The organism is Thalassospira sp. MCCC 1A03138, from assembly GCF_002115785.1.
Lineage (GTDB): Bacteria > Pseudomonadota > Alphaproteobacteria > Rhodospirillales > Thalassospiraceae > Thalassospira.
In genome coordinates, this window is record NZ_JFJY01000002.1 from 92,966 (window position 1) to 114,600 (window position 21,635).

Sequence of the window (21,635 nt, forward strand, 5' to 3'; positions counted from 1 at the left end):
CCGAGACCCGCACCCGCTATTGACGGTTTTGTATCCCTGATTGCCGGCCATCCCCCGATGGTCGGCATTTCTTTTGCCTGATCGGATCTGCAAGACGGATTATTTTGACGGATGCAGATACATCAGGTTCGCGGCGTTCAGCACCGAATACATCACTGCGAACTGGGCATCGAATTCATATTTATCTGGGCTTGGGTCAAACAGCTCGTAAATCTGGCCAACCGTGCGTTTGCCATCGATGCGTGACAGAATCCCCGGGCTTGCTGGCGGAAGACTGCGCGTTACCGACAATCCGGTAAAATTAATCTTGATATGGCCGGTCTTCGCGACAGAGCGGGCCAAAGCAGCCCCGTCAACACGCACAAAAAACGGCACGGCATGACGATCCGGGACCGGTGGCTTGATCTTGTTATCCGATTTGACAACATAAAACAGATGCTTGGTAATATTGCCCGCCATCAATTCAGCCAATGCCGCGCGCTTGCGAAACGGCACATGCACGGCTTTGTCCAGAACGTCGTGGCGCGAACAATAGGTCGTCGGATCATAGCGCATCGGTTCAATGAATTGCTGAAGCCGCAAACCGGCCTTCTCGACAAAATCAAAAACCTCGTCCACGCGATAGGCCCGATCCTGCTGATGCAAAAGCAGATCGTAAAACCCGGGCTCACCGCCCTGAAGATGATCATTCACAAACGGGTTACGCTTCAGCCAGTTTGTAGCCGGCAGTGAATCGAACAATGCCTTGCCAAGGTTAAGCCGTTTCCGCCCACCGGCCTCGGCCGAGAGGCGTTCCATCATTTCTTGCATATGGTAGACGCCGATCCGACCAAGTTCGCCGTACACCATCAAACCCATACCGCCTCTGGGTTTAAGCGCATCTGCCAACGCCTTTAAACCAGCGTCCGGATCAGGCAGATGATGAAGCACCCCACAGCAATCAATATAATCAAACGGCCCATATTGCCCGGCCAGATCAACGAACGACCCGGTAACGAATTTGACACTCTTTTCAAGATTACGGCGCTTGATCCGGGCCTCAGCGATCTTGCGCGAGCTTTCCGAAAGATCGATATAAACAATCTCGACCTTGGCCTTGCGATCACGCGCCTGCTGCGCGAGCATCACCAACGCATCCCCGGTGCCGCCCCCGGCAACAAGAACTTTTATCTTTTTGCCATCAGCCGATGGATCGCGGCCGCCAAACACGAAATGAACCACTTCGTCCCAATTCCCGGGGGACCCTACGACAAGACGCTTGTCCTCATCTTTCGGGTCACGCGCCGGATAGGGAAAAGTTTCATATTGCGCCCGTGTTTTGTCGGACGGTTGCGGCGCGTCTGGCTTTTTCCGGATTTCGGACATCTATAAATTCCAATGGATCAACAGGTGCTGCGGCAAGCCCGAAAACAAGCCTGCAAGCAGCAATGCTATCAGAGACGGCAACATCCTATAAAATTTCAAGGATTTGATTAATAGAATAATCACCTTGGTGACGAACTCATTCCCGACACCGGATCACAAGCTTCCCTGTTGCCGTCCGGCTACGGATCGCCGCAAGTGCCTCCATCGCGTTTATCAGCGGATATGTCGCAGACACAAACGGCGATATTTCCCCAGACGACAGCAGCTCCAAAAGCTCGGCCATGCCAGCCTTTGCGATATCGGGGTTCTGTTCAAGATAAGCCCCGAAATAAAAGCCCAGTGCAGCAACATTCTTGACCAGAAGGATATTGGCCGGAATTTGCGGCACCGATCCGCTAGCAAATCCGATCAGAAGGATGCGCGCGCCCGGCGCAACACAGCGCAGGCTCTGATCAAACACATCGCCCCCGACCGGATCATAAACCAAGTCGACACCTATGCGCCCGATGCGGGCACAGATTTCCTGTACCCGAGCCCGTATACTTTCGGATTTGTAGTCAATTACATGATCCGCACCATGCGCTCTGGCGATGGCACATTTATCAGCCCCACCCGCGGTTGCGATCACGGTCGCGCCCAGAAGTTTGGCGCATTCCACCGCCGTCAGGCCAACACCCCCGGCAGCCCCATGAACCAGAACCACTTCACCCGGCAGCAAATTGGCGCGATACTTCAAACCAAACCATGACGTGCCATATGCAATATGGAATGCAGCCGCCACATTGAATTCAACATTGTCGGGTAGCCCCGTCACAAGTCTGGCATCAACTGAAATCCGACCAGCATATCCACCCCAGTCAGGCAGGGCCATGACCCGATCACCAATGTTAAAACCCTGAACGTCCGTCCCAATTGCAGAAACGGTCCCGGCAATTTCAAACCCCGGCGCAAAAGGACCAGTCGGGCGTTTCTGATATTTTCCCTCAAGAATCAGGGCATCGCCAAAATTAACGCCACAGGCGGCAATATCGATGATGATTTGATGGGCTTGTGCGATCGGTTCTTCGCAGTCGATCAGCATCGGCGCTTCGCCGAAAGCCTCGCATATCCATGCTTTCATCGCTGTTTTCCATCTTGTGATCCTGCCCGATCACGCACAGTGTGCCGCGCACGCAGCGATCAGACAAGCGAAAGACAGAGACGGTATTGAAAACGGTGGAAGACCGGCAGGAACGGCTTAGAAAAACTTTTGACGCCTGCGTTTTCGCATCACCAGCAAAAGAAGTATTCCGGGCACCAGCAATATGACAAACGCCGGGGCCAATAGCACGGGTACAAACGCATTGTCCCAAATCCAGGCCGAGATATAGCGCTGAATCACGGACTGCAACAGGTTCAGGCTTCCGGCATCCAACCGATACCAGAGCTCCCCCGCCGCGACAAAGCGGAACGTTCCCATCTGAAGCGAGGTAATGCCATCACCGACCAGTACAGCAAGACTGGAAAACAGCAATATCCATCCCAACGCTCTGAAAAGCCACATAGCCGTCTCCGAATTCCCGGTCTGAACTTTTCGTTATCATCACAGACATGCCGACGGCTTTGCCCCGTCAGCATAAAGGTTTCTGCGAATCACCCTATCGTCCCGGTACATCTGGAACCATAGCCTGAAACCTTAGAGGCGATTAATCAACAAGAAGTAAATATTGGACAAATTGCTACAACTTTATCCGTCAAGTGATTGTAAAAATGGCATTTGTTCGCTGTTTGGATAGTGACCAGAACAAACATCAAAAAGTAAGGGATTTTGCCTTGTCAACCGGGATCGGGTCGGCTAATGTCCGCCCGCTTTCGCGATATATAGAAGATCGCATGTGGAGAGGTGGCCGAGTGGTTTAAGGCGCACGCCTGGAAAGCGTGTTGGGGTGTAAGCCCCTCAGGGGTTCGAATCCCCTCCTCTCTGCCACTTTGCAGCCTGCGGGCCGCAGCGATACCAAAAGCTGCAAAAAACTCCCCTTCTTCGATGTGAAATACGAAAATGCGCACACAACTTTTGTGTGTCCTGTTTCTTATTGCCCGCTAAACTGCACAGCAAGGCACAAATCAGATACCTAAATCATCATAGGGACGTGGCAAAACATGGCGACAATTGAAGGCGGCTTTCTGCATACGGCGGTTCTTTTCCTCGGTGCGGCCGTGGTTGCAGTACCGATCTTCAAAAAGCTGCGTCTGGGTTCCGTGCTGGGTTATCTGTGCGCGGGGGCACTGATCGGGCCGTTTGGCCTTGCCCTGATTGCGGAACCGGAAGAAGTTTTGCATTTCGCCGAATTTGGCGTTGTTCTTCTGCTGTTTATTATCGGTCTTGAATTGCGCCCCCAACGCCTGTGGGCAATGAAAAGCGAGATTTTCGGGCTGGGGATGGCGCAGGTGGCCATCACTGCCGCCCTTCTTTACACCGCCCTGATTGCATTTGACTGGCCATGGCAGCAGGCGATGATTGCCGCCCTTGCCCTGTCCTTGTCCTCAACCGCGTTTGCCCTTCAAATCCTTGAAGAAAAGGGCACGCTTAACAGCGACCATGGCAACACAGCCTTTTCAATCCTGCTGTTTCAGGATCTTGCTATCGTACCGCTAATCGCGCTTGTCGCGTGGCTCAGCCCGATAAGTGATGGCGACGCAGCCGGTACCGACTGGATTTATATAGCCAAAACCATCGGTGCAATTGCGTTGGTCATCGGGGCTGGGAAATATCTGCTTAATCCGTTTTTCCGCATCATCGCCCTGACCCGCGCGCAGGAAATCTTCACATCCGCGGCACTGCTGCTCGTGATTGGCGCCGCTCTTCTGATGCAGGCCGTGGGGCTTTCTATGGCACTTGGCGCATTTCTGGTCGGGGTCATGTTGGCGGATTCCGAATATCGCCACCAACTTGAAACCGATATCGAACCGTTTCGCGGCATTCTGCTCGGTCTGTTTTTCATCGCGGTCGGCATGTCGGTCAACTGGCCGCTTGTCGCGAATAATATCGGGATCGTCCTGGCATCGGTTGCTGGTCTGATGGCAATCAAGGGGATCGTCGTTTATGGACTGGCCCGGATATTTGGCAAATGTCACGCAACCGCGTGGCGGACTGCGGTCGCCATCCCTCAGGGCGGCGAATTTGCCTTTGTCCTGTTTAGTCTGGCGACATCGCTTGCGGTCATCAGCTCCACACGCGCCAACCTTCTGACCGCCATCGTCACCCTTTCGATGGCTGCCACCCCGCTTGTCGGTGCGATTGCCGAAAAACTGTCGGCCAAGCTTCGCAAGGATGATCAGCCCGATGTCGACGGCGTTGAAACAGCTGAACTGCAATCAGTGATCATTGTCGGCTTTGGCCGTTTCGGACAGATCATTTCACGTGTCATGGCAGCCCGCGGCATCAATGCCACCGCAATCGACAACGACCCGAAACGCATTCAGATGGCCAGCCTCTATGGCAACAAGGTCTATTTCGGTGATGTCCGGAGAAGTGATGTTCTTGCCACCGCCGGGGCGGCGAATGCCGATCTGATCTGTCTGTGTATAAATGATCGTGACGCGACCACACAGGCCGCCAAATATATCAGCGAACTGTTTCCCAAACCGAGATTGCTGGTGCGCGTTTATGATCGTAACCATGCACTTGATCTGATGGAAATCGGGCTTGGCGTCGAACAGCTTTATCGTGAAACCTTTGATACGGGTGTTTCCATGGCACGGCACGGGCTTTCAATGCTTGAAACCGAACATGATGTCATTGATCAGATTGCTGATGAATTTCGCCGTCGCGATATCGACATGCTGCACGCCCAAGTGGCCGAAGGCCGCATTGCCGGCATGGCAAAGGTTCATGAAAGCTATCAGCTTGACCGCAATGATGCGCGCACCAACAAGGATGATCCGGCAATGTCGCGGCTGTAATTGTCCGCTCCGTTAACCTTGGGCAAAACCCCGAAGCTTGTCACGCATCACCAGAACCGAATGCTCGTCGGTGTAATCCTCCAGCCGGTCAAGCGCCACCCATGCCAGATCATCGGATTCATCGGTGATCTTCAGAGGATCGCGCATATCGGCTTCAAACAGGAACCGCATGTCATAATGCAGATGCGCTGGTCCCTTGGCATTTTCTGGAATTTCGTGAATGTCGATATCAAAAATCGCAGATGACAGGGGCCGTATCCACGAAAGCCCGCTTTCCTCATAAGCCTCGCGCTGGGCAACAAACAACACATCACGCACTCCGTCACAATGCCCGCCAAGCTGAAGCCATCGTTTAAGCTTCCGGTGATGGGTCAGCACCACATGACTGCGCTTTTCATTCACGACAAAGGCCGATCCCGTGACATGTGACGTTACCGGATCATTTTCAAATGCCTTGGGTTCACCTGCGATAAAGTCACTGATACGTAGGTGATTTTCCAGGTCACGATCAGACTGTGGGACAAAGCTGGCAAGGTCGATCTGCATGATATTCCGGTGTTTGAAATTGACGGCTTGCCGACCCTAGCCGAAGCTGCCACAGCAGAACAACCGAAAACCCGGAAGCATAAAGACGAAGTCAACCTATTTCCGGACGATCCGATTTACCGCATCGGAAATCTCCGTTCCACCATCGGTCAGTTCGATAATCTCCCGCCGGATTTCCGGGGTTTCAATCAATTTGGCCAGAAACTGCGCAACATTGCCACGCTTGACCGTGCCGTAAGGAATCGCAAATCCGGCGTTCACGCGCCCGTCCTGATCTTCATGCAACAATGTTCCCGGCCGGAGGATCACCCAATCAGCATCGGATGCCGCAACATCCGCATCGGCGCGCTTTTTCTCGGTCATGTAATGTTCAAACCGCGGGTTGGGGGCTTTGCCGCGCCCGGCTTCGGGGAAGGCAGAAACAAGATAAAGCCGCGAAATGCCTTCCTGCTTCATCGCGGCCACCACATGCCCCGGTCCGTCGCCGTCAATCCGCGTGGTCCGGTCAAGGCCGCTTCCTGCCGCCCCGGATGAAAAAACAACAATGTCGTGGCCCCGGATCAAAGGAGCGAGCGTTTCTGCCGTCAGTTCCATCAAATCACCGAGAACTGGCGTAATCCCCGCATTCCTGAGGTTGTCGGCCTGTTCGGGTTTGCGATGCAGGCCCGTAACCTGATGCCCATTTGCCAGTAAAAGCGGTGCCAGACGATGCCCGATACCACCCGTGACGCCGATAATGAAAATGCGTGCCATATCCTGCCTCTATCCTTCGCATCGGAAATCGAACCTACCTGAAAACTAGTTTGCGCCCCCGTGATGTCAACAAAGCCCAGCGTTAGCGCGCAGCATGCAGATGGGCATAAAATTGCCACAAGAAATTTTGGAACGTTTTGAAATCACAGCCGTTGGTGAGGTGTAACGCTCGACATCAATGAAAGGAGAGACGTTATGCCTGCGATTGATACCGCAAAGATTCTTATTCTCGCTACCGACGGCTATGAACGGTCGGAACTGCGCGTTCCGCTCGATAAGCTCTCGACCCATGGGGCCGATGTCAAAATCGCATCGCCCAAATCATCCCCGATCAAAAGCTGGGATAAAAAGGACTGGGGCGACACCGTTGAGGTCGATATCGAAGTCAAAAATGTCGATATCGACGATTATGACGCGCTGGTTATCCCCGGCGGTCAGATCAACCCCGATCTTCTACGTAATGACGAGGCATCCGTCAGTCTGGTCAGCGAATTTGTCGCGTCAGGCAAGCCGGTTGCGGCGATTTGCCACGGCCCATGGCTTCTGGTCGAAGCCGGTGCCCTGCGCGGGCGTGCAGCAACCTCATACAGTTCGATCAAAACCGACTTGCTAAATGCCGGTGCAGTCTGGCGCGACGAACCGGTGGTCTGCGATCAGGCCATCATCACGTCGCGCAATCCCAACGATCTTGATGCCTTTGTTTCCAAGATCGTCGAGGAAGTTAGCGAAGGCAAACACAGGCGCGCTGCTTGACAAGCCGCATGAAAGGCAGCCTTGCCCGCAACTGCAACCGGACGGATGGGAACCATCCGTCCGGTTGCGTATCAGCAATGCGATCACCCTATTCCGGCCCCTTATTCCGACACCTTATTCCGGGCACGGATCCTTGGCATTCAGAAGATTGCCGGTCGAATACCAGATATCATGCACGCCCTGACTCAGATCAAGGCGTACCGGTGCATCTTCTCTCCCCTGAAACAGGGTGTCATAAACCTTGGCTTGCAGCGGTGAACTGCACCCCAATGGTTGGGTTGGTATCCCGGGAAAATCAAGCTCAAGCCCCGCTTCGATCTGGGTTTGCGAAAACTCATTGGGCGGCGACGGCAATGTCAGAATATTCTGAAAATCAGGATCCCGGGCGATATAATGCGTCAGATGAGCCTCATCCCCATAGCCAAACAGGTAATAGACGAGCTCGACCGGTTGATCGATCCCGAAATTGAAATGCCGAAAAATCACTACGTCATCAATTTCGACCGGAACATTATCCAGTAATACCGGCCCAGGTGTCCCGCCGCCTGCATTGGAATAACCGTCATAGATTGTCGCGGTAAAGCTTGTCACCTTGCCCGATTTGATATCGGGCAAGGTGAATTTGTCATCATCAACATTGATCAGGTTATAGGGCTTGTCGGGATTGGCGGCGCGTAATTTACGATATAGCGCCATCGCATCATCGGCCAGATGCGCACGCAGGACCATCTGATACATATGCTTTTCCTGAGTGAACATCGGCATATGCAACAAAAACAGCGTTTCCGATCCAACCATAAACATGCCGTGATTGCCCGGTGCATCGGCTTCGGCCCCATTACTGGTATGGGTCATTTCACCCATCGGCGGATGGGCCTTCGCCATCTCCACCAAACCAGAAAACATGGTAATGGTAACGGCAACCGCGATCATTATCGCCGGTTTCCTGAAGACAAGAGGTCCGATCATTGTGCCTGCTCCATGAATTGTTTTACCTCATCCACCAGTGACGGGTTTTTCGCAGATCCGGCATCGCGGAAAATGAATGAGAAATCCGATGCCAGCGTATCGCTGCCAGCAATCGTCGCATTGGCATGACAAAAATCGCAGGACTGATCCTGGATGTAGGTTTCCATGGTTGTATTGGCGACTTTCAGATTACCCTCGGACTCAAAGGTGCCATAGCGCAGCGGTATCGATGCATTCGCACCGGGCTCCATGACTGGGGGACTTGGGCTGCCATCCCACAACACATTGACCAGCTTGTAATACTGAAACACCGATTTCCCACCGGTTTGCGATGCGATCTTTTGGGCAACACCGGCATTTAGCGTATCCATTTCGCTGGTTAGGGCCTGTTCGCGCGTAACCTGTACGGGCTGATCGCGGGGATAAAGGTCCTTGCACTGGTTCTGATCGTTACAGTCAATGCGCGGCTGATTGGGTTTGCAATCCGGTCCGGTACAATTCGGGTTGTTAAAGGAATATCCGCGAGGCGGTAAAATTGCCTGCCCGTCGGGCACATTGTCGACCTGCTCGAAGGTTGCCCAGATCAGATCGGGGAATGTATCGGTCTTGTGAATGATATGAAGCCCGACCAAACCGACAACTTCTTGGCTGCATTCACCGGTATCAGGACGTTTCAGCCATGCAACCGATGTCAGATACCGGTCATAAATGTCGCTTTGCCCTGTCAGGACCCGCCACGCTGCCTTGATCTCGAACGCTCCAAGCGCATCCTGACCTTGCGGTTCCGTCGGTGGAACACGCAGGAACTTGCCACTTGGCAGGGACAATCCCGCCGGATGTCTACCATCAGCATTGGTTGCGACCCGCATCTGATCGGCAGCGTCATAAAGCGTATTGTTCATGATGTAATCGAACTCGGCCTTGCCGACCTTGCGTTCGAAAAACACCAGATTGCCGTTCTGATCTGTCAGCCATCCGCCGGTGGCTTCCATGATCTCGTCGGACTGGGTATCACGCGTACCACTTGAAAGATGGAACCGATGGGCGGTATTGACCGCATTTTTTGAAAGCGTTGTTAAAATCTTTGCTGAACCAGCCGGATAGCCCAGCAACATCTGGTCACTTTTACATCCCGACGGCACGGCTTGCGGCACGCCCCAATCGGTCGGCTTGGCCGCATCAGGCAGGAAGATCGCCTGCGCATCCTTGAAACTGCCCCAGACCGGTACGCTGGTTAAGGGTGAGGTCGGATTTTCCGGTACCCCCCAATTTGCCACCGAAACGCTTTGATCTGGCTCACCTGCGGTCGATGGTGTTCCCGGCCATGAACTGCTGACCGGCCAGTTCATCGCGATGAACATCTGCCAAGCATAACAATTATTACCCTGCTGGGTTGGCAGGAAAAGATTGTCACTGGTCATGAACGACCCGCTTGTCGGATCGAAAACCAGTTGATCCGGGCATTGCTGTGCCGATTGGGCTATTTCCGTCACCCGGCTGATATTGATTTCATCCGCCCTGCCAGCCGGAACATCAATCACCCAAAGAAGTCCTGCAATCGCCAGGATACAAAAACCCGCAAGCACACAGCCTGCCCCCAAATGTAATCGGTTGATCATAACGGCTCCCTCTGTCGCAAACAGCATCCGGGGCAGATCAGTCAAAACCTTGCCCCCACCCCGGATGCGTCCCCCGCCCCTGTTAATGACTTGGAATAACCGCCAAACCACTTTCCCACGGATGATCGGCATCCGATGGATTGGCCGGTTCATTCGGGTTCAGAACCCGGAGGCTGACGGATCCCGGCTTTGCCGATGACGATACGGCAACATCCATAATGAAGCCCTGCGTACCGCCACCGTCGGTCTGGCCCGGAATCGCCGATGCATCTGGCAGGAACTTGGTCACTTTGGCCTTGATCCCGGGGTTGGAAAACTCAATCCGCGCGTTGCCGATCGTGGTGTTTTTATCCGCTCCCTGCACGATCAGAACAAAGCTGTTCACCGTCCCCGGCACCATCAATGCCGGAAGATCGGTCGGAGATTCCCCATAAAACAGATCAATCGGCACGAACTGAACCGGCCAGGGTTGCATGCTGCCGCTGCTGCGGCTTGAAACGCATTTCATAGGTGGTTGCAACGGTTGGCTCGGGGTCATCTGCGTTGCCGAAAGGGCAATTTTCATCTGGTTGGCGATATCGCCAATATGGGCAATCTTCTGACCATCGATCGTGCAGTCATTGATCGTGAAACCGGCACTTGGCGGAATATCAAACACCGCATGCAGTATCTGGTCCGAATTGTTCGGACCGGTTCCCGCCGTGCCACGGGTAATTTTCCAGTACTGGCTTACATCCTCGCCATTCGGGCCCTTCCAGTTTGAAAGGTTCTGGGGCTGCTGGATATAAAGCCCGACTGGATCGGTCAGCGAAATACGGTAACGTGCCGCCGCCCGGTTGGCGATAAAACCGATATGCGGATCGGAATTGCGATAGTTCTGACCGTATTGCGCACAACAAATCAGGCTTTGCGGATCGCGGCTGCTTAAATCCGGACGCTGAATGGTTGCCGCCGCGGCAAGGTAAATTTCAGCACTCAGCGTATTGGGGCCTGACGTCAGATGCAGCGCCCCGCCCGACTGGCCGGGAACCCGCACCGTGCCGCGGTTCCATTTGTTGGTCACGTCATAGGCCGGGCGTCCGGTGGTCGGATCCATGACCGGATCACCCTTTTTACCGGTCGGCTGATCAACCGTGTAACGCAAATAAAGGTCTTCAAGCTTGACAGCCGGATCAACATACATCTGATAAAGGCCGAGAACCGCCTCGGGATTGATTCGCCACATCGTCAGGTAATAAGCCGGGTTTTCGCAGGTAAACATGACGCTTTGCATCTTGCTGCCCGACGCATCATAGGTAATCGACCATTCGCAATATTCATCCAACCAACCACGTGGGCCAGATGGCGAGAAATCAACATATTCCCCGGTCCAGTCGATTTCCGGACACCGTTTTGCCGGGATTTTCAGGATCGGAGCCGAGCCGCTCGGATCATAGAGCTTGTAAAGCGTGCCATCGACGGAGATCTCACCGCTATCGGCGAGGCTCATGACCTCGTCCATGGTCAATGGCCGATGCAGTTGGGGATTGTTGGATGCCTCGGGTGGGGTCAGAAAGGCGATCAAGCGGTTGGGGAATGGGGTCCAACTGATGACTGCGTCACCGGCTTCACCAAATCCCTCGGTCAGCGGGTTATAGTAATCCGCCCGTGGCGCATCATTCAGGTTCGACCACGGATCACCAATGATCGCCATCTCGGTCCAGCCGGCGACATTATTGTTCCAGTCGGTTTCAAAAGCCGGCAGTTCGTTTTCCATACCAAGCTTTTTGTAATCCTTGGGCGCCTGATGGGCGGGCGACGTAAATCTGGCAAAGGGTGTGCTCATTTTCGGTCTCCTGGGTCACGGTTATGATCAATGAAGCGAACAGCAGCCGCGCGGTGCCATCTGTCCAATAATCGGTTGGCGCGGATCCCCCCAAACCAGCTGGGGAATAAAGCCGGGTAGCGCTTTGTACTCGTCAGCCGTCACAACACGGCCGGTATCGAGGTGGGTCACAACAAGGGAAATTTGCAGTTTGTCTTCGGGGCGAAGATCAAGCGAATAGATGGTCGGCCCGGCATTCAGAACACGTGACACACCCTGTGTCACACAACGTCCTTTATCATCGACAAGCCCCATGCCGATCCGGCTGAACCGGCCGACATAATGCATGTTGCAGCTTGTCGCGTCGTTCGGGGTCGCGTCGGCCTGATTGATGAAAACATCGATCAGATAGCTGTCATGGGTACAATGAACATCGTCAAAGACCACCCATGGACCATCGTCCATGATCTTGGCTTCGGCCCGTGTTGCGACAAACGGATCGGCGGAAACACCGGCCTCTTTTGCCACCTTTCCCGGTTTAGGTGGCTTCGCCTTTACTGCCGTCGGGGATTTCTTGCGCGCCGCATCACCTGTGAACTGCTTGGCAACAGGTTCGCCATAGTCATATCCGATACGGCGACTATCCTGCGCCATTTCACCGATTGAAGTATAGCGCCAATGGTCTGCGCTGGAATAACTTACATCCGTCGCACCTGCGCCCAAAAACGGTTGAAGCGGTGTCTGGGTGGTGAATTGCGCGCCGGAATGATTGCGGATCCAGACTTCAAGCATCCGGTCGATATTGGCGTGATAGGACAGGAACAGCGGATCAAACGCGGTATAGGCATTGTCGCCCATATCCGGCCCCAGCCAGCCGTGATAATTGTCGTGAGGCTGTTCATAAAGACCGTCAAAATTGACATCGCGATACGGATACAGATTATCGGGCTGCGGCGGGTGAAACGCCGGGATATTGGCCCACGGGTAACCGGGAACTCCCTGCGGCGTGCTGAAAGTTTCGAATTCCAGCGCATCAACGACCTGCTGCTGGAAAATCCGCGCCATCGCATAAAACTTGGTGCGTTCCACCCTGTCGGTATCACCGGATGTGTAAAATAACGGATTGCGCTGGACGTATTTGCAGTCCGGTCCGCTCATCTTGCCGATCGCACACAGTTTGGAATTGCCGTCCTTGGCCGCTGCATAACGTAACGGGTTGGGGCGCTTCTTGCCGGTGCCGGGATGGATATATGTTTCGTCCAGAAACGCTTGGGGCAACCCCGCTTCGGAGCTGCCATCGACACTGGCATCTTGTGCCATCCAGTCCCAATAGGGGATCGCACAATCGATCAGTTCTTCCAGATACAGAAGATACGCCCGATGCCAAAGCGCAAAAGCTTCCTGATAATGCAGGCACCAATTGGTGTGGATATAGGCAAATATCTGCCACGGTGCGCCGCGGTCCGGATTGCCAATCTGCATGATATCGTCAAGCTTGGCACGATAGGCACCAAGCTCGTCCTGACTTAACGACCGGATATCGGCCCGGATACGCTTGACCTTTTGCGGCAAATCCGGCGGCGGTATGCGGTCGGCTGGATCGAACGGGGAAGTTTGATCAACCCGCCACCCCTGATTAACCCAAAGCCGGAAGGTTTCCAGCGCATCAATCGGCCAGAATTGAGTCTGATCGGTGGTCAATGGCATGCTGCGCGATGCCAGATGATTATAAATCGTCACCGACCATTCCTTGACTGAATCCGCCTGATCCAGATCGATGAAATAACCGCGCATGCACCCGATCCAGCACCGCGCCACGGCATCTCGCTCATTAGGCGCAATCCAATATGGCGCGATAAACAGGTTTTTAACGTCAGAATTCCATGTCGGTTTCGCTACAATCATCGCCTTCCCCGAATAACCCCATGAGTTTTATTGAAGTTTTCTCCACTTTAGGTAGTGTTAAGTTTAGCCCTTCCGTACGGAGAAATTTTGCAAAGTTGGGCGAATAGTGATGGGGTTTTTGCAATTTCAGGGGGCTATTGCAGGATTTATGGCAGATGCGATTGATCTGAAGATTTTGGCGAAGCTCCAGAAAGACTGTACGCAAAGTCTGGAATCGCTTAGCGACAGCGTCGGGCTATCCCCGACAAGCTGCTATCGACGGATCAAGAAACTGGAAAGCGACGGGGTCATTCGCGCGCGCTGCGCGATCCTTGATGAAAAGAAACTCGGCTTTCAGGTCACTGCCATGTTTCTGATAAAGCTGGAAAAAGATAGCGCCGATATCGATCAACGCATGCAGCAGATCCTCAAAAACCGGCCTGAAATCCAGCATTGCTATCTGATCGCCGGTGATTTTGATTTTGTGATGATCGCCAAATTCCGCGATGCGACGGAATATACCGACTACATCTATCACTTCCTTGAAACCTATGCCGATATCCCGATCCAGACCTATACCTCCAAACTGGTGGTCCGCACCGTCCGGCAGGACTGGGCCCTACCGCTTTAGCTAACAAAAACGCCCCGGACAAGATCACGAGGCGCTTTTGAGTAGATGCTCAGAAAACCACGCTTGGCAACCATTGCGCCAAAGACGGCCACAACCAGATTACGAAAATGCCAAACACCTGAAGTGCTATGAACGGCACCACTCCGGCATAAATCTGTCCGGTGGTGATTTCCGGAGGCGCGGCACTGCGCAGATAAAACAGCGAGAACCCGAATGGCGGGGTCAGGAACGACGTCTGCAGATTGATCGCAATCAGGATCGCCAGCCACACCGGATCATGACCCATCATGATCAGTCCGGGTGCAATCAGCGGCAGCAGGATCACTGTGATTTCCACGAAATCAAGGAAGAAGCCCAGAACGAAAATCACCGCCATGCAGAAGAACAGCGCCCCCATCGGGCCACCTGGCATGGATTCAAGGATTTCCGCCACATGGTCTTCGCCGCCCAACCCGATAAATACCAGCGAAAACATGCTGGCGGTCAGGATGGTGGCAAAGATCATCGCCGTTACGGTCATCGTCGATGTCAGTGCGGATTTCAGAACGTCCGCCTTCCATGCCTGTTTCAGACATGCGGCAATCGCGGCAATGCCGGCAATCGCCAGAACGACATATCCCGCGCCCAGAACATAATCAAACCCGGTCAGATCATTTCGCTGAAACCGGACCGGGGCAATCCCGACCATAACAGCAAGGATCAGAAGGGCCGCAGTTCCCGCCAGAACCAGCTTCCGGTTTGCTCCCTGCCGCACACCGGCCATCAGGATCGCGCCAATCGCGCCGACCGATGCGGCCTCTGTCGGGGTGGCGACACCACCAAGGATCGCGCCCAAAACCGCAATGATCAGCATCACCGGCGGCAGGATCGCACGTATCACCTCGCCCATATCCGGGCGGCCATCGTCACTTTTGACCGGCGGCATATCATTTGGCCGGAAAAAACCACGCAACAGGATATAGGCAATATAAATCACCACCAGCGTCAGACCGGGGATGAGGGCCCCTGCAAAAATCTGCCCGACCGAAATGGTTTCGATGGTGAACTTGCCCTGTTCGTACTGTGCCTGCTGATAAGCCGATGACATCACATCAGACAGAATGATCAAAAGCGTAGACGGCGGAATAATCTGCCCCAATGTCCCTGCCGTGCATACAAGCCCCGATGCCATTTTCGGGTTATAGCCAGTGCGCAACATGGTCGGCAGCGCAATCATGCCCATGGCAATCACCGTCGCGCCGACAATCCCCGTCGATGCCGCCAGCAACGCCCCCACCAGCACGACCGAAATACCAAGACCACCGCGCAACTGGCCAAACACCCGGCCCATGGTATGAAGCAAGTCTTCGGCAATGCGCGATCTTTCCAGCACCACGCCCATCAGAACGAATAACGGAATGGCAATCAGCACATCATTGGTCAGAACGCCAAACACCCGCTGGCCAAGGGCACCCATCAACGCAATATTCATCGCGTCCGTCGCCCAGCCGATAAAGGCAAAAATCACCGCCACACCAGCGATGGAAAACGACACCGGGAAACCAAGCAAAATGCAGCCCATCAGGGCCGCAAACATCAATAAATCAAGATATTCCATCAGGCGGCACGCCCCCGCAGAATGATAATTTGCCGCAGAAGACAGGCAACCGACTGAATAATCAAAAGAACACAAAAGGCCGGAATCAGGGATTTAAGCAACCAGACGGCCGGAATCCCCCCCACCGAAATCGCGCCTTCCAGCATCGAAACGGAATTAACCACGGATGGCCATGACCAGTACAGCAACGTCGCCATCGACGGGATCGCAAGCACGACATAGCCAAAGGCATCAATCCTGGCCTTGGTCGTTTCGTGTGCCGCGGCATAGAAAATATCGACCCGTACATGCCGATCAACCAGAAGCGTATAACCCGCGCCCAGCATAAAAAGCCCGGAATGCAGGTAAAGCACGCTTTCATTCAACGCGATCGAACTGAACCCGAAAACATAGCGCAGCAAAACCACGGCAAACTGCAAAAGAACCATCAGAAGTGCGAACCACCGCACGGTCATCCCGGTCCACTGGTTCACCTGATCCAGCGCATCAGCAAGGCGTTGCATGAAATCCCCCGCGAAACGACAAAACCGGCACGAGCAAAACCCGCGCCGGTCTTCAGTTCTATCAGAAGCCAAGGACCTTGGCGCGCGCATTCATCTGACCATTATCGGCATAGGTCATGTAGCCGCCAATAAGATCACGATAGGCAACAAAGCTCTCAGTCGTTTTGCGCGTCAGCGCATCATCGCTTTCGCGAAGCTCACCAATCACTTCGGCTGCGGCCTTGCCCATTGCTTCGATCACATCATCGGGCAACATGCGCACATGCACTTCCTGCTCGGCAACAAGCTGTTTCAGGGCCATCGCATGTTTGGTCTCGTACTCGGTCCAGACCTCGTTATAAAGGCTGTCACATGCAAATTTGACCACGGCCTTAAGGTCGTCGGGAAGGTCGGCATATGCCTTGGCATTCACTGCGCATTCCTCGGCCGAGGACGGCTCGCCCACGCCGGGCCAATAGTAATTCTTGGCAACCTGATAGAAGCCAAGCGCACTGTCGGACCACGGACCGATGAACTCGCCCGCATCAAGCGCACCGGACTGCAATGCCTGGAACATATCACGCCCGCCCATGGCCTGAACCGCCATGCCAAGCTTGGCACACATTTCCGAGGCAAGGCCGGTGGTGCGGAATTTAAGCCCCTTAAGGTCTTCGGCCGATTTGATTTCATTACGGAACCAGCCAGCCCACTGCGGGCCGGAGTTCCCGCACAAGAACGGTTTCAGGCCAAACTGACCATAAATCTCGTCATAAAGTTCCTGACCGCCACCATGGGTCAACCAGCCAACCTGCTCATCCGCGCGCAGGCCGAACGGCTGCGAACCAAACAGAAGAATGCCCTTGGATTTCGATCCCCAATAAGCCGGAACCGCGTGATAAATGTCCGCGGTCCCTTCGGCAACCGCGTCAAACACGCCGTTGCCCGGCACCAGTTCACCGGCGGCATGCAACTTGACCTCAATCCGGCCACCCGAAAGGGTCGTGATGCGATCAGCCAGTTTCTGTGCGGCAACGCCTGGTCCAGGCAGGTTTTTGGGCCATGCGGTCACCATGTTCCACTGTCGCTTGTCCTGTGCAATGGCGGGGGTGGCAAAGGTCGCCGCAACGGCAGCAGCCCCGGCACCCGCAACACCGGCGGTCAGAAATTCACGTCTTTTCATTTTATATAGCCTCCTTGATGAAGAACCCTGATTGGTCGGGGGCATTTGCCCCCGGCCCTTCTTTTGTCAGATTACTTGCCGAGAATCCCGGGAAGATTAAGCCCGTGTTCTCGTGCGCAATCCAGTGCGATTTCATATCCCGCATCGGCATGACGCATCACACCGGTTGCCGGATCATTCCACAGGACGCGTTCGACCCTGCGTGCGGCATCTTCCGTGCCGTCACAACAAATCACCATGCCGGAATGCTGCGAAAAGCCCATTCCGACACCGCCACCATGATGCAGCGAGACCCATGTGGCGCCCGATGCCGTATTCAGCAGCGCATTAAGCAACGGCCAGTCACTGACCGCATCCGAACCATCTTTCATGGCCTCGGTTTCGCGGTTCGGGCTTGCAACCGAACCACTGTCGAGATGGTCACGACCAATCACCACCGGAGCTTTCAGTTCGCCATTTTTGACCATCTCATTAAAGGCAAGCCCGAGACGGTGACGCTGCCCCAGACCGACCCAGCAAATACGCGCGGGCAAGCCTTGGAACGAAATGCGTTCACGCGCCATATCCAGCCAGTTATGCAGGTGTTTGTCATCCGGGATCAGTTCCTTGACCTTCTGATCGGTCTTGTAAATATCCTCGGGATCACCCGACAACGCCGCCCAGCGGAACGGTCCGATCCCCTTGCAGAACAGCGGCCGGATATAGGCCGGGACAAAGCCCGGGAACGCAAAGGCATTTTCCAACCCTTCTTCGAGGGCCATCTGACGGATGTTGTTGCCATAATCGACGGTCGGGATACCTGCATCATGGAAGGCAACCATCGCCTCGACCTGAACGCGCATGGATGCACGCGCGGCCTTTGCCACCGCTTTCGGATCAGATTCCTGCTTTTCGCGCCATTCCGCGACAGACCAGCCCTGCGGCAGGTAACCATGCACCGGGTCGTGGGCCGATGTCTGATCAGTCACGATATCGGGGCGAACGCCGCGTTTGACCAGTTCCGGGAACACATCGGCGGCATTGCCGATCAGGGCAACCGATTTCGCCTCGCCCGCCTTGGTCCAGCGATCAATCATCGCCAGTGCTTCGTCCAGCGAATGGGTTTTTTCATCGACATAACGGGTCCGAAGGCGGAAATCGGCCCGCGTTTCATCGCATTCCACAGCCAGACAGCATGCACCGGCCATAACGGCGGCCAATGGCTGTGCGCCGCCCATACCGCCAAGACCACCCGTCAGGATCCATTTGCCCTTCAGGCTGCCGCCATAATGCTGACGCCCGGCCTCGACAAAGGTTTCATAGGTGCCCTGAACGATGCCCTGTGATCCGATATAAATCCACGACCCCGCCGTCATCTGGCCATACATCGCCAGACCTTTTTTATCGAGTTCGTTGAAATGATCCCAGTTGGCCCAATGCGGCACAAGGTTGGAGTTCGCAATCAAAACACGCGGTGCATCCTTGTGGGTGCGGAACACGCCCACCGGCTTGCCCGACTGCACCAAAAGAGTCTGGTCATCTTCCAGTTCCTTCAGGCTGGCAACGATCTGATCAAAATCCTTCCAGGTACGTGCCGCCCGGCCAATACCGCCGTAAACCACCAGTTCATGCGGATTTTCGGCAACGTCCGGATGCAGGTTATTCATCAACATGCGCATCGGTGCTTCTGTCAGCCAGCTTTTCGCGGTGATTTCCGTGCCGGTTGCCGGATAGACGTCGCGCTGGTTATGCCGCGGATTGTTGCTCATGATTTGCCTCTTAACGTCGGGGCCAGTTCGGCCAATTTTTCAAGAATGGAAGTCAGATGCGTGCGCAGTTTTGCGGCACGGCTTTCGTCATAGGCCCAGGGTGCGGCCTCGGCCTGAAGATAGGTTGATTGCGCCAGTTCCATCTGGATAGCGTGCTGATTGATATCGGGGCGACCGTAATGGCGCGTGGTCCAGCCGCCTTTGAAACGGCCATTTAGGATGCTGGTGTAATCCTGTGCCGCAGCACAGATATCACGCGTTGCCACCTCGATCAGCGGATCGCAGGTCGTGCCCAGATTGGTGCCGATATTGAAATCGGGAAGCTTCCCGTCAAACAGGAACGGGATGTGTGAGCGGATCGAATGGCAATCATAGAGGATCGCAACCCCGTGCTTTTCACGCACCCGGTCAAGCTCGCCTGCCAATACCTGATGATAGGCGCTGTGAAAAAGATGTGCCCGAAATGCGATATCATCCTCGTCAGGTGCCTGATCCCAGATGTTTTCACCATCAAAATCGGTCAACGGCACCAAGGTCGTGGTGTTCTGACCGGGATATAAACTTATCCCTGCCGGGTCGCGATTGGCATCGATCACGTAACGATGGAACGTTGCCCGAACCATCGTGACATTATCGAGAAGCCCGTCATAAAGCGTGTGGATATGCCAATCCGTGTCGGCAAGTTCGCGCCCGCGATCATTCAGTTTTGCGGCAATGTCGTCTGGAACATAGGTCCCCGTATGGGGCAATCCCAGAACGATGGGACCATCGCCGTGCCTGACTTCAACCGGATTGCTCTTGGTCATGCGTTGCCCCCCACCACAAAACCCGAAAGTTTCGCCGCCGAAACAAGGCTGCCGTTGATGACCAGCTCCGCCGCCTTCGCCAGATCAGGTGCCATGTATCGATCCTGCTCGACACTTGGAATGTCTTTGCGGACCATCGCCAGGACATCCTGCAAACCGGCACTGGTTTTAAGCGGATGGCGGAATTCAACGCCCTGTGCCGCACAGATCAGCTCGACCCCCAGAATGTAGGAAAGGTTGGCATTCATCCGCGCCAGCCGGCGTGCGCCGTGGGCGGCCATCGATACATGGTCTTCCTGATTAGCACTGGTGGGCGTGCTGTCGGTCGAACACGGATTGGCAAGATGCTTGTTCTCGCTCATAAGCGCCGCCGTCGTGACCTCGGCAATCATCAGGCCGGAATTCAAACCCGGATCGGGGGTCAGGAACGGCGGCAGGTCATGGGAAAGTGTCGGATCAACCATCAATGCCACGCGGCGCTGGGCAATCGCCCCGATTTCGGCAACGGCAAGGGCGATCTGATCGGCGGCAAAGGCCACCGGTTCGGCATGGAAATTCCCGCCCGAAACAATCCGGCCATCTTCTTTCAGGACCAGCGGATTATCGGTGACCGCATTGGCCTCGATCTCCAGCGTCTGCCCGGCAAAGCGCAGCAAATCCATGGCCGCCCCGGTCACCTGCGGCTGGCAGCGGATGCAATACGGGTCCTGAACGCGGGTATCGCCTTCGCGATGGCTTTCGCGGATTTCCGATCCGTCCATCAATGCACGCATCGACCGCGCGACATTGATCTGCCCCGGATGACCGCGCAGCGTATGGATTTCATCCACCAGCGGGGCGGTCGATCCCATGATCGCATCGGTCGAAAGCGAGGCGGTCACAATCGAACTTGCGGCGTTGCGCCAGGCTGAAAACAGCCCGACCAATGCACATGCGGTTGAAAACTGTGTGCCGTTAATCAGGGCAAGACCCTCTTTCGGGCCAAGGACCACCGGCGTCAGACCTGCCTTTTTCAGGGCATCCGCACCAGCCATGGTTTCACCGCGATAGACCGCTTCGCCAGCCCCGATCATGACGGCCGTCATGTGGGCAAGTGGTGCCAGATCACCCGACGCCCCGACCGAGCCCTGCGACGGGACAACCGGGGTTACGCCATATTCCAGCATCCCCTCGATCAGGTCGATAATGTCCCAGCGCACACCCGATGCACCCCGGCCGAGCGACAGCAATTTCAACGCCATCATCAGACGCGTCGTCGGAATATCAAGCGCATCCCCGACACCGCAGCAATGGCTGAGGATCAGGTTGCGTTGCAGGGTTTCGGTATCCTTGGCCGCAATCTTGACCGATGCCAGTTTGCCAAAACCGGTATTGACCCCGTAAACCGCATCACTGCCTTCGGCGGCGGCACGGACCATCGCATGGGCGGCCTCGACCCCGGCCTTGGCCGAAGGGTCCAGCTTTACGGCGGCCTGACTGCGCCAGATATGTTCAAGATCGGCCAGTTTCACAGACGCGGGGATCAGGGTGACGGTCATTTTGCATCCTTGTCGAAT

Annotated in this window: 18 protein-coding genes and 1 tRNA gene; 4 read left to right on the forward strand and 15 right to left on the reverse strand. The window is 55.0% G+C overall.

All coding sequences use genetic code 11. The annotated features are described in order from the left end of the window. Nucleotides 1-99: 99 nt before the first annotated feature. The 3 genes from TH468_RS05255 to TH468_RS05265 all read right to left on the reverse strand — a co-directional run bounded on the left by TH468_RS05255 (nt 100) and on the right by TH468_RS05265 (nt 2,908). Complete coding sequence (locus tag TH468_RS05255) at nt 100-1,365, reverse strand: bifunctional 2-polyprenyl-6-hydroxyphenol methylase/3-demethylubiquinol 3-O-methyltransferase UbiG (protein ID WP_085642548.1); 1,266 nt, start codon at nt 1,363-1,365, stop codon at nt 100-102. A 136-nt stretch (nt 1,366-1,501) separates the two neighbouring features. Further along, nucleotides 1,502-2,485 carry an NADPH:quinone oxidoreductase family protein gene (locus TH468_RS05260; protein WP_085642549.1) on the reverse strand — a complete coding sequence of 328 codons (984 nt, stop codon included), beginning with the start codon at nt 2,483-2,485 and terminating at the stop codon, nt 1,502-1,504. A 117-nt stretch (nt 2,486-2,602) separates the two neighbouring features. Then, nucleotides 2,603-2,908, reverse strand: a complete 306-nt coding sequence (locus TH468_RS05265; protein WP_085642550.1) for a hypothetical protein — start codon at nt 2,906-2,908, stop codon at nt 2,603-2,605. Nucleotides 2,909-3,241: 333 nt separating this feature from the next. Between TH468_RS05265 and TH468_RS05270 the strand changes: the two genes are divergently transcribed. Continuing rightward, a tRNA-Ser gene (locus TH468_RS05270) sits at nt 3,242-3,331 on the forward strand. Nucleotides 3,332-3,504: 173 nt separating this feature from the next. After that, nucleotides 3,505-5,307, forward strand: coding sequence for a monovalent cation:proton antiporter-2 (CPA2) family protein (locus tag TH468_RS05275; RefSeq protein ID WP_085642551.1), 1,803 nt, complete (start codon nt 3,505-3,507; stop codon nt 5,305-5,307). 12 nt (nt 5,308-5,319) lie between these two features. Here the strand turns inward: TH468_RS05275 and TH468_RS05280 are convergent, their stop codons facing one another. Further along, entirely contained in the window at nt 5,320-5,853 is a 534-nt protein-coding gene (locus TH468_RS05280; protein ID WP_085642552.1) for an NUDIX hydrolase, read from the reverse strand. A gap of 96 nt (nt 5,854-5,949) precedes the next feature. Continuing rightward, entirely contained in the window at nt 5,950-6,606 is a 657-nt protein-coding gene (locus TH468_RS05285) for an NAD(P)-dependent oxidoreductase (RefSeq protein WP_085642553.1), read from the reverse strand. Between the two features lie 195 nt (nt 6,607-6,801). Here TH468_RS05285 and TH468_RS05290 point away from each other — a divergent pair, with 195 nt between their 5' ends. Continuing rightward, complete coding sequence (locus tag TH468_RS05290; protein ID WP_085642554.1) at nt 6,802-7,359, forward strand: DJ-1/PfpI/YhbO family deglycase/protease; 558 nt, start codon at nt 6,802-6,804, stop codon at nt 7,357-7,359. A gap of 114 nt (nt 7,360-7,473) precedes the next feature. On the opposite strand, the gene TH468_RS05295 is transcribed toward TH468_RS05290, so the two are convergent. The 4 genes from TH468_RS05295 to TH468_RS05310 all read right to left on the reverse strand — a co-directional run bounded on the left by TH468_RS05295 (nt 7,474) and on the right by TH468_RS05310 (nt 13,656). Beyond that, nucleotides 7,474-8,292: a hypothetical protein gene (locus TH468_RS05295; protein ID WP_210402219.1), complete on the reverse strand. Its 819-nt coding sequence runs from the start codon at nt 8,290-8,292 to the stop codon at nt 7,474-7,476. A gap of 32 nt (nt 8,293-8,324) precedes the next feature. Further along, complete coding sequence (locus TH468_RS05300) at nt 8,325-9,947, reverse strand: hypothetical protein (RefSeq protein ID WP_246832219.1); 1,623 nt, start codon at nt 9,945-9,947, stop codon at nt 8,325-8,327. 82 nt (nt 9,948-10,029) lie between these two features. Further along, on the reverse strand, nt 10,030-11,772 hold the full coding sequence (locus TH468_RS05305; RefSeq protein WP_085642555.1) for a hypothetical protein: 1,743 nt from the start codon (nt 11,770-11,772) through the stop codon (nt 10,030-10,032). 27 nt (nt 11,773-11,799) lie between these two features. After that, on the reverse strand, nt 11,800-13,656 hold the full coding sequence (locus TH468_RS05310) for a tyrosinase family protein (protein WP_246832220.1): 1,857 nt from the start codon (nt 13,654-13,656) through the stop codon (nt 11,800-11,802). 109 nt (nt 13,657-13,765) lie between these two features. Here TH468_RS05310 and TH468_RS05315 point away from each other — a divergent pair, with 109 nt between their 5' ends. Further along, on the forward strand, nt 13,766-14,266 hold the full coding sequence (locus TH468_RS05315) for an Lrp/AsnC family transcriptional regulator (protein WP_196871093.1): 501 nt from the start codon (nt 13,766-13,768) through the stop codon (nt 14,264-14,266). Between the two features lie 49 nt (nt 14,267-14,315). Here the strand turns inward: TH468_RS05315 and TH468_RS05320 are convergent, their stop codons facing one another. The 6 genes from TH468_RS05320 to hutH all read right to left on the reverse strand — a co-directional run bounded on the left by TH468_RS05320 (nt 14,316) and on the right by hutH (nt 21,617). After that, nucleotides 14,316-15,863 (reverse strand): TRAP transporter large permease subunit, encoded by a 1,548-nt coding sequence (locus tag TH468_RS05320; RefSeq protein ID WP_085642557.1) that lies wholly within the window; start codon nt 15,861-15,863, stop codon nt 14,316-14,318. Then, complete coding sequence (locus tag TH468_RS05325) at nt 15,863-16,366, reverse strand: TRAP transporter small permease subunit (protein ID WP_085642558.1); 504 nt, start codon at nt 16,364-16,366, stop codon at nt 15,863-15,865. The genes TH468_RS05320 and TH468_RS05325 overlap by 1 nt, the downstream gene beginning before the upstream one ends. A gap of 61 nt (nt 16,367-16,427) precedes the next feature. After that, nucleotides 16,428-17,525 (reverse strand): TRAP transporter substrate-binding protein, encoded by a 1,098-nt coding sequence (locus TH468_RS05330; RefSeq protein WP_085642559.1) that lies wholly within the window; start codon nt 17,523-17,525, stop codon nt 16,428-16,430. 71 nt (nt 17,526-17,596) lie between these two features. Then, nucleotides 17,597-19,273: a urocanate hydratase gene (hutU, locus tag TH468_RS05335; protein WP_007088761.1), complete on the reverse strand. Its 1,677-nt coding sequence runs from the start codon at nt 19,271-19,273 to the stop codon at nt 17,597-17,599. Next, on the reverse strand, nt 19,270-20,079 hold the full coding sequence (gene hutG, locus TH468_RS05340) for an N-formylglutamate deformylase (protein ID WP_085642560.1): 810 nt from the start codon (nt 20,077-20,079) through the stop codon (nt 19,270-19,272). Before hutG ends, hutU begins: the two co-directional genes overlap by 4 nt. Continuing rightward, entirely contained in the window at nt 20,076-21,617 is a 1,542-nt protein-coding gene (gene hutH / locus TH468_RS05345) for a histidine ammonia-lyase (protein WP_085642561.1), read from the reverse strand. Before hutH ends, hutG begins: the two co-directional genes overlap by 4 nt. Nucleotides 21,618-21,635: the final 18 nt, after the last annotated feature.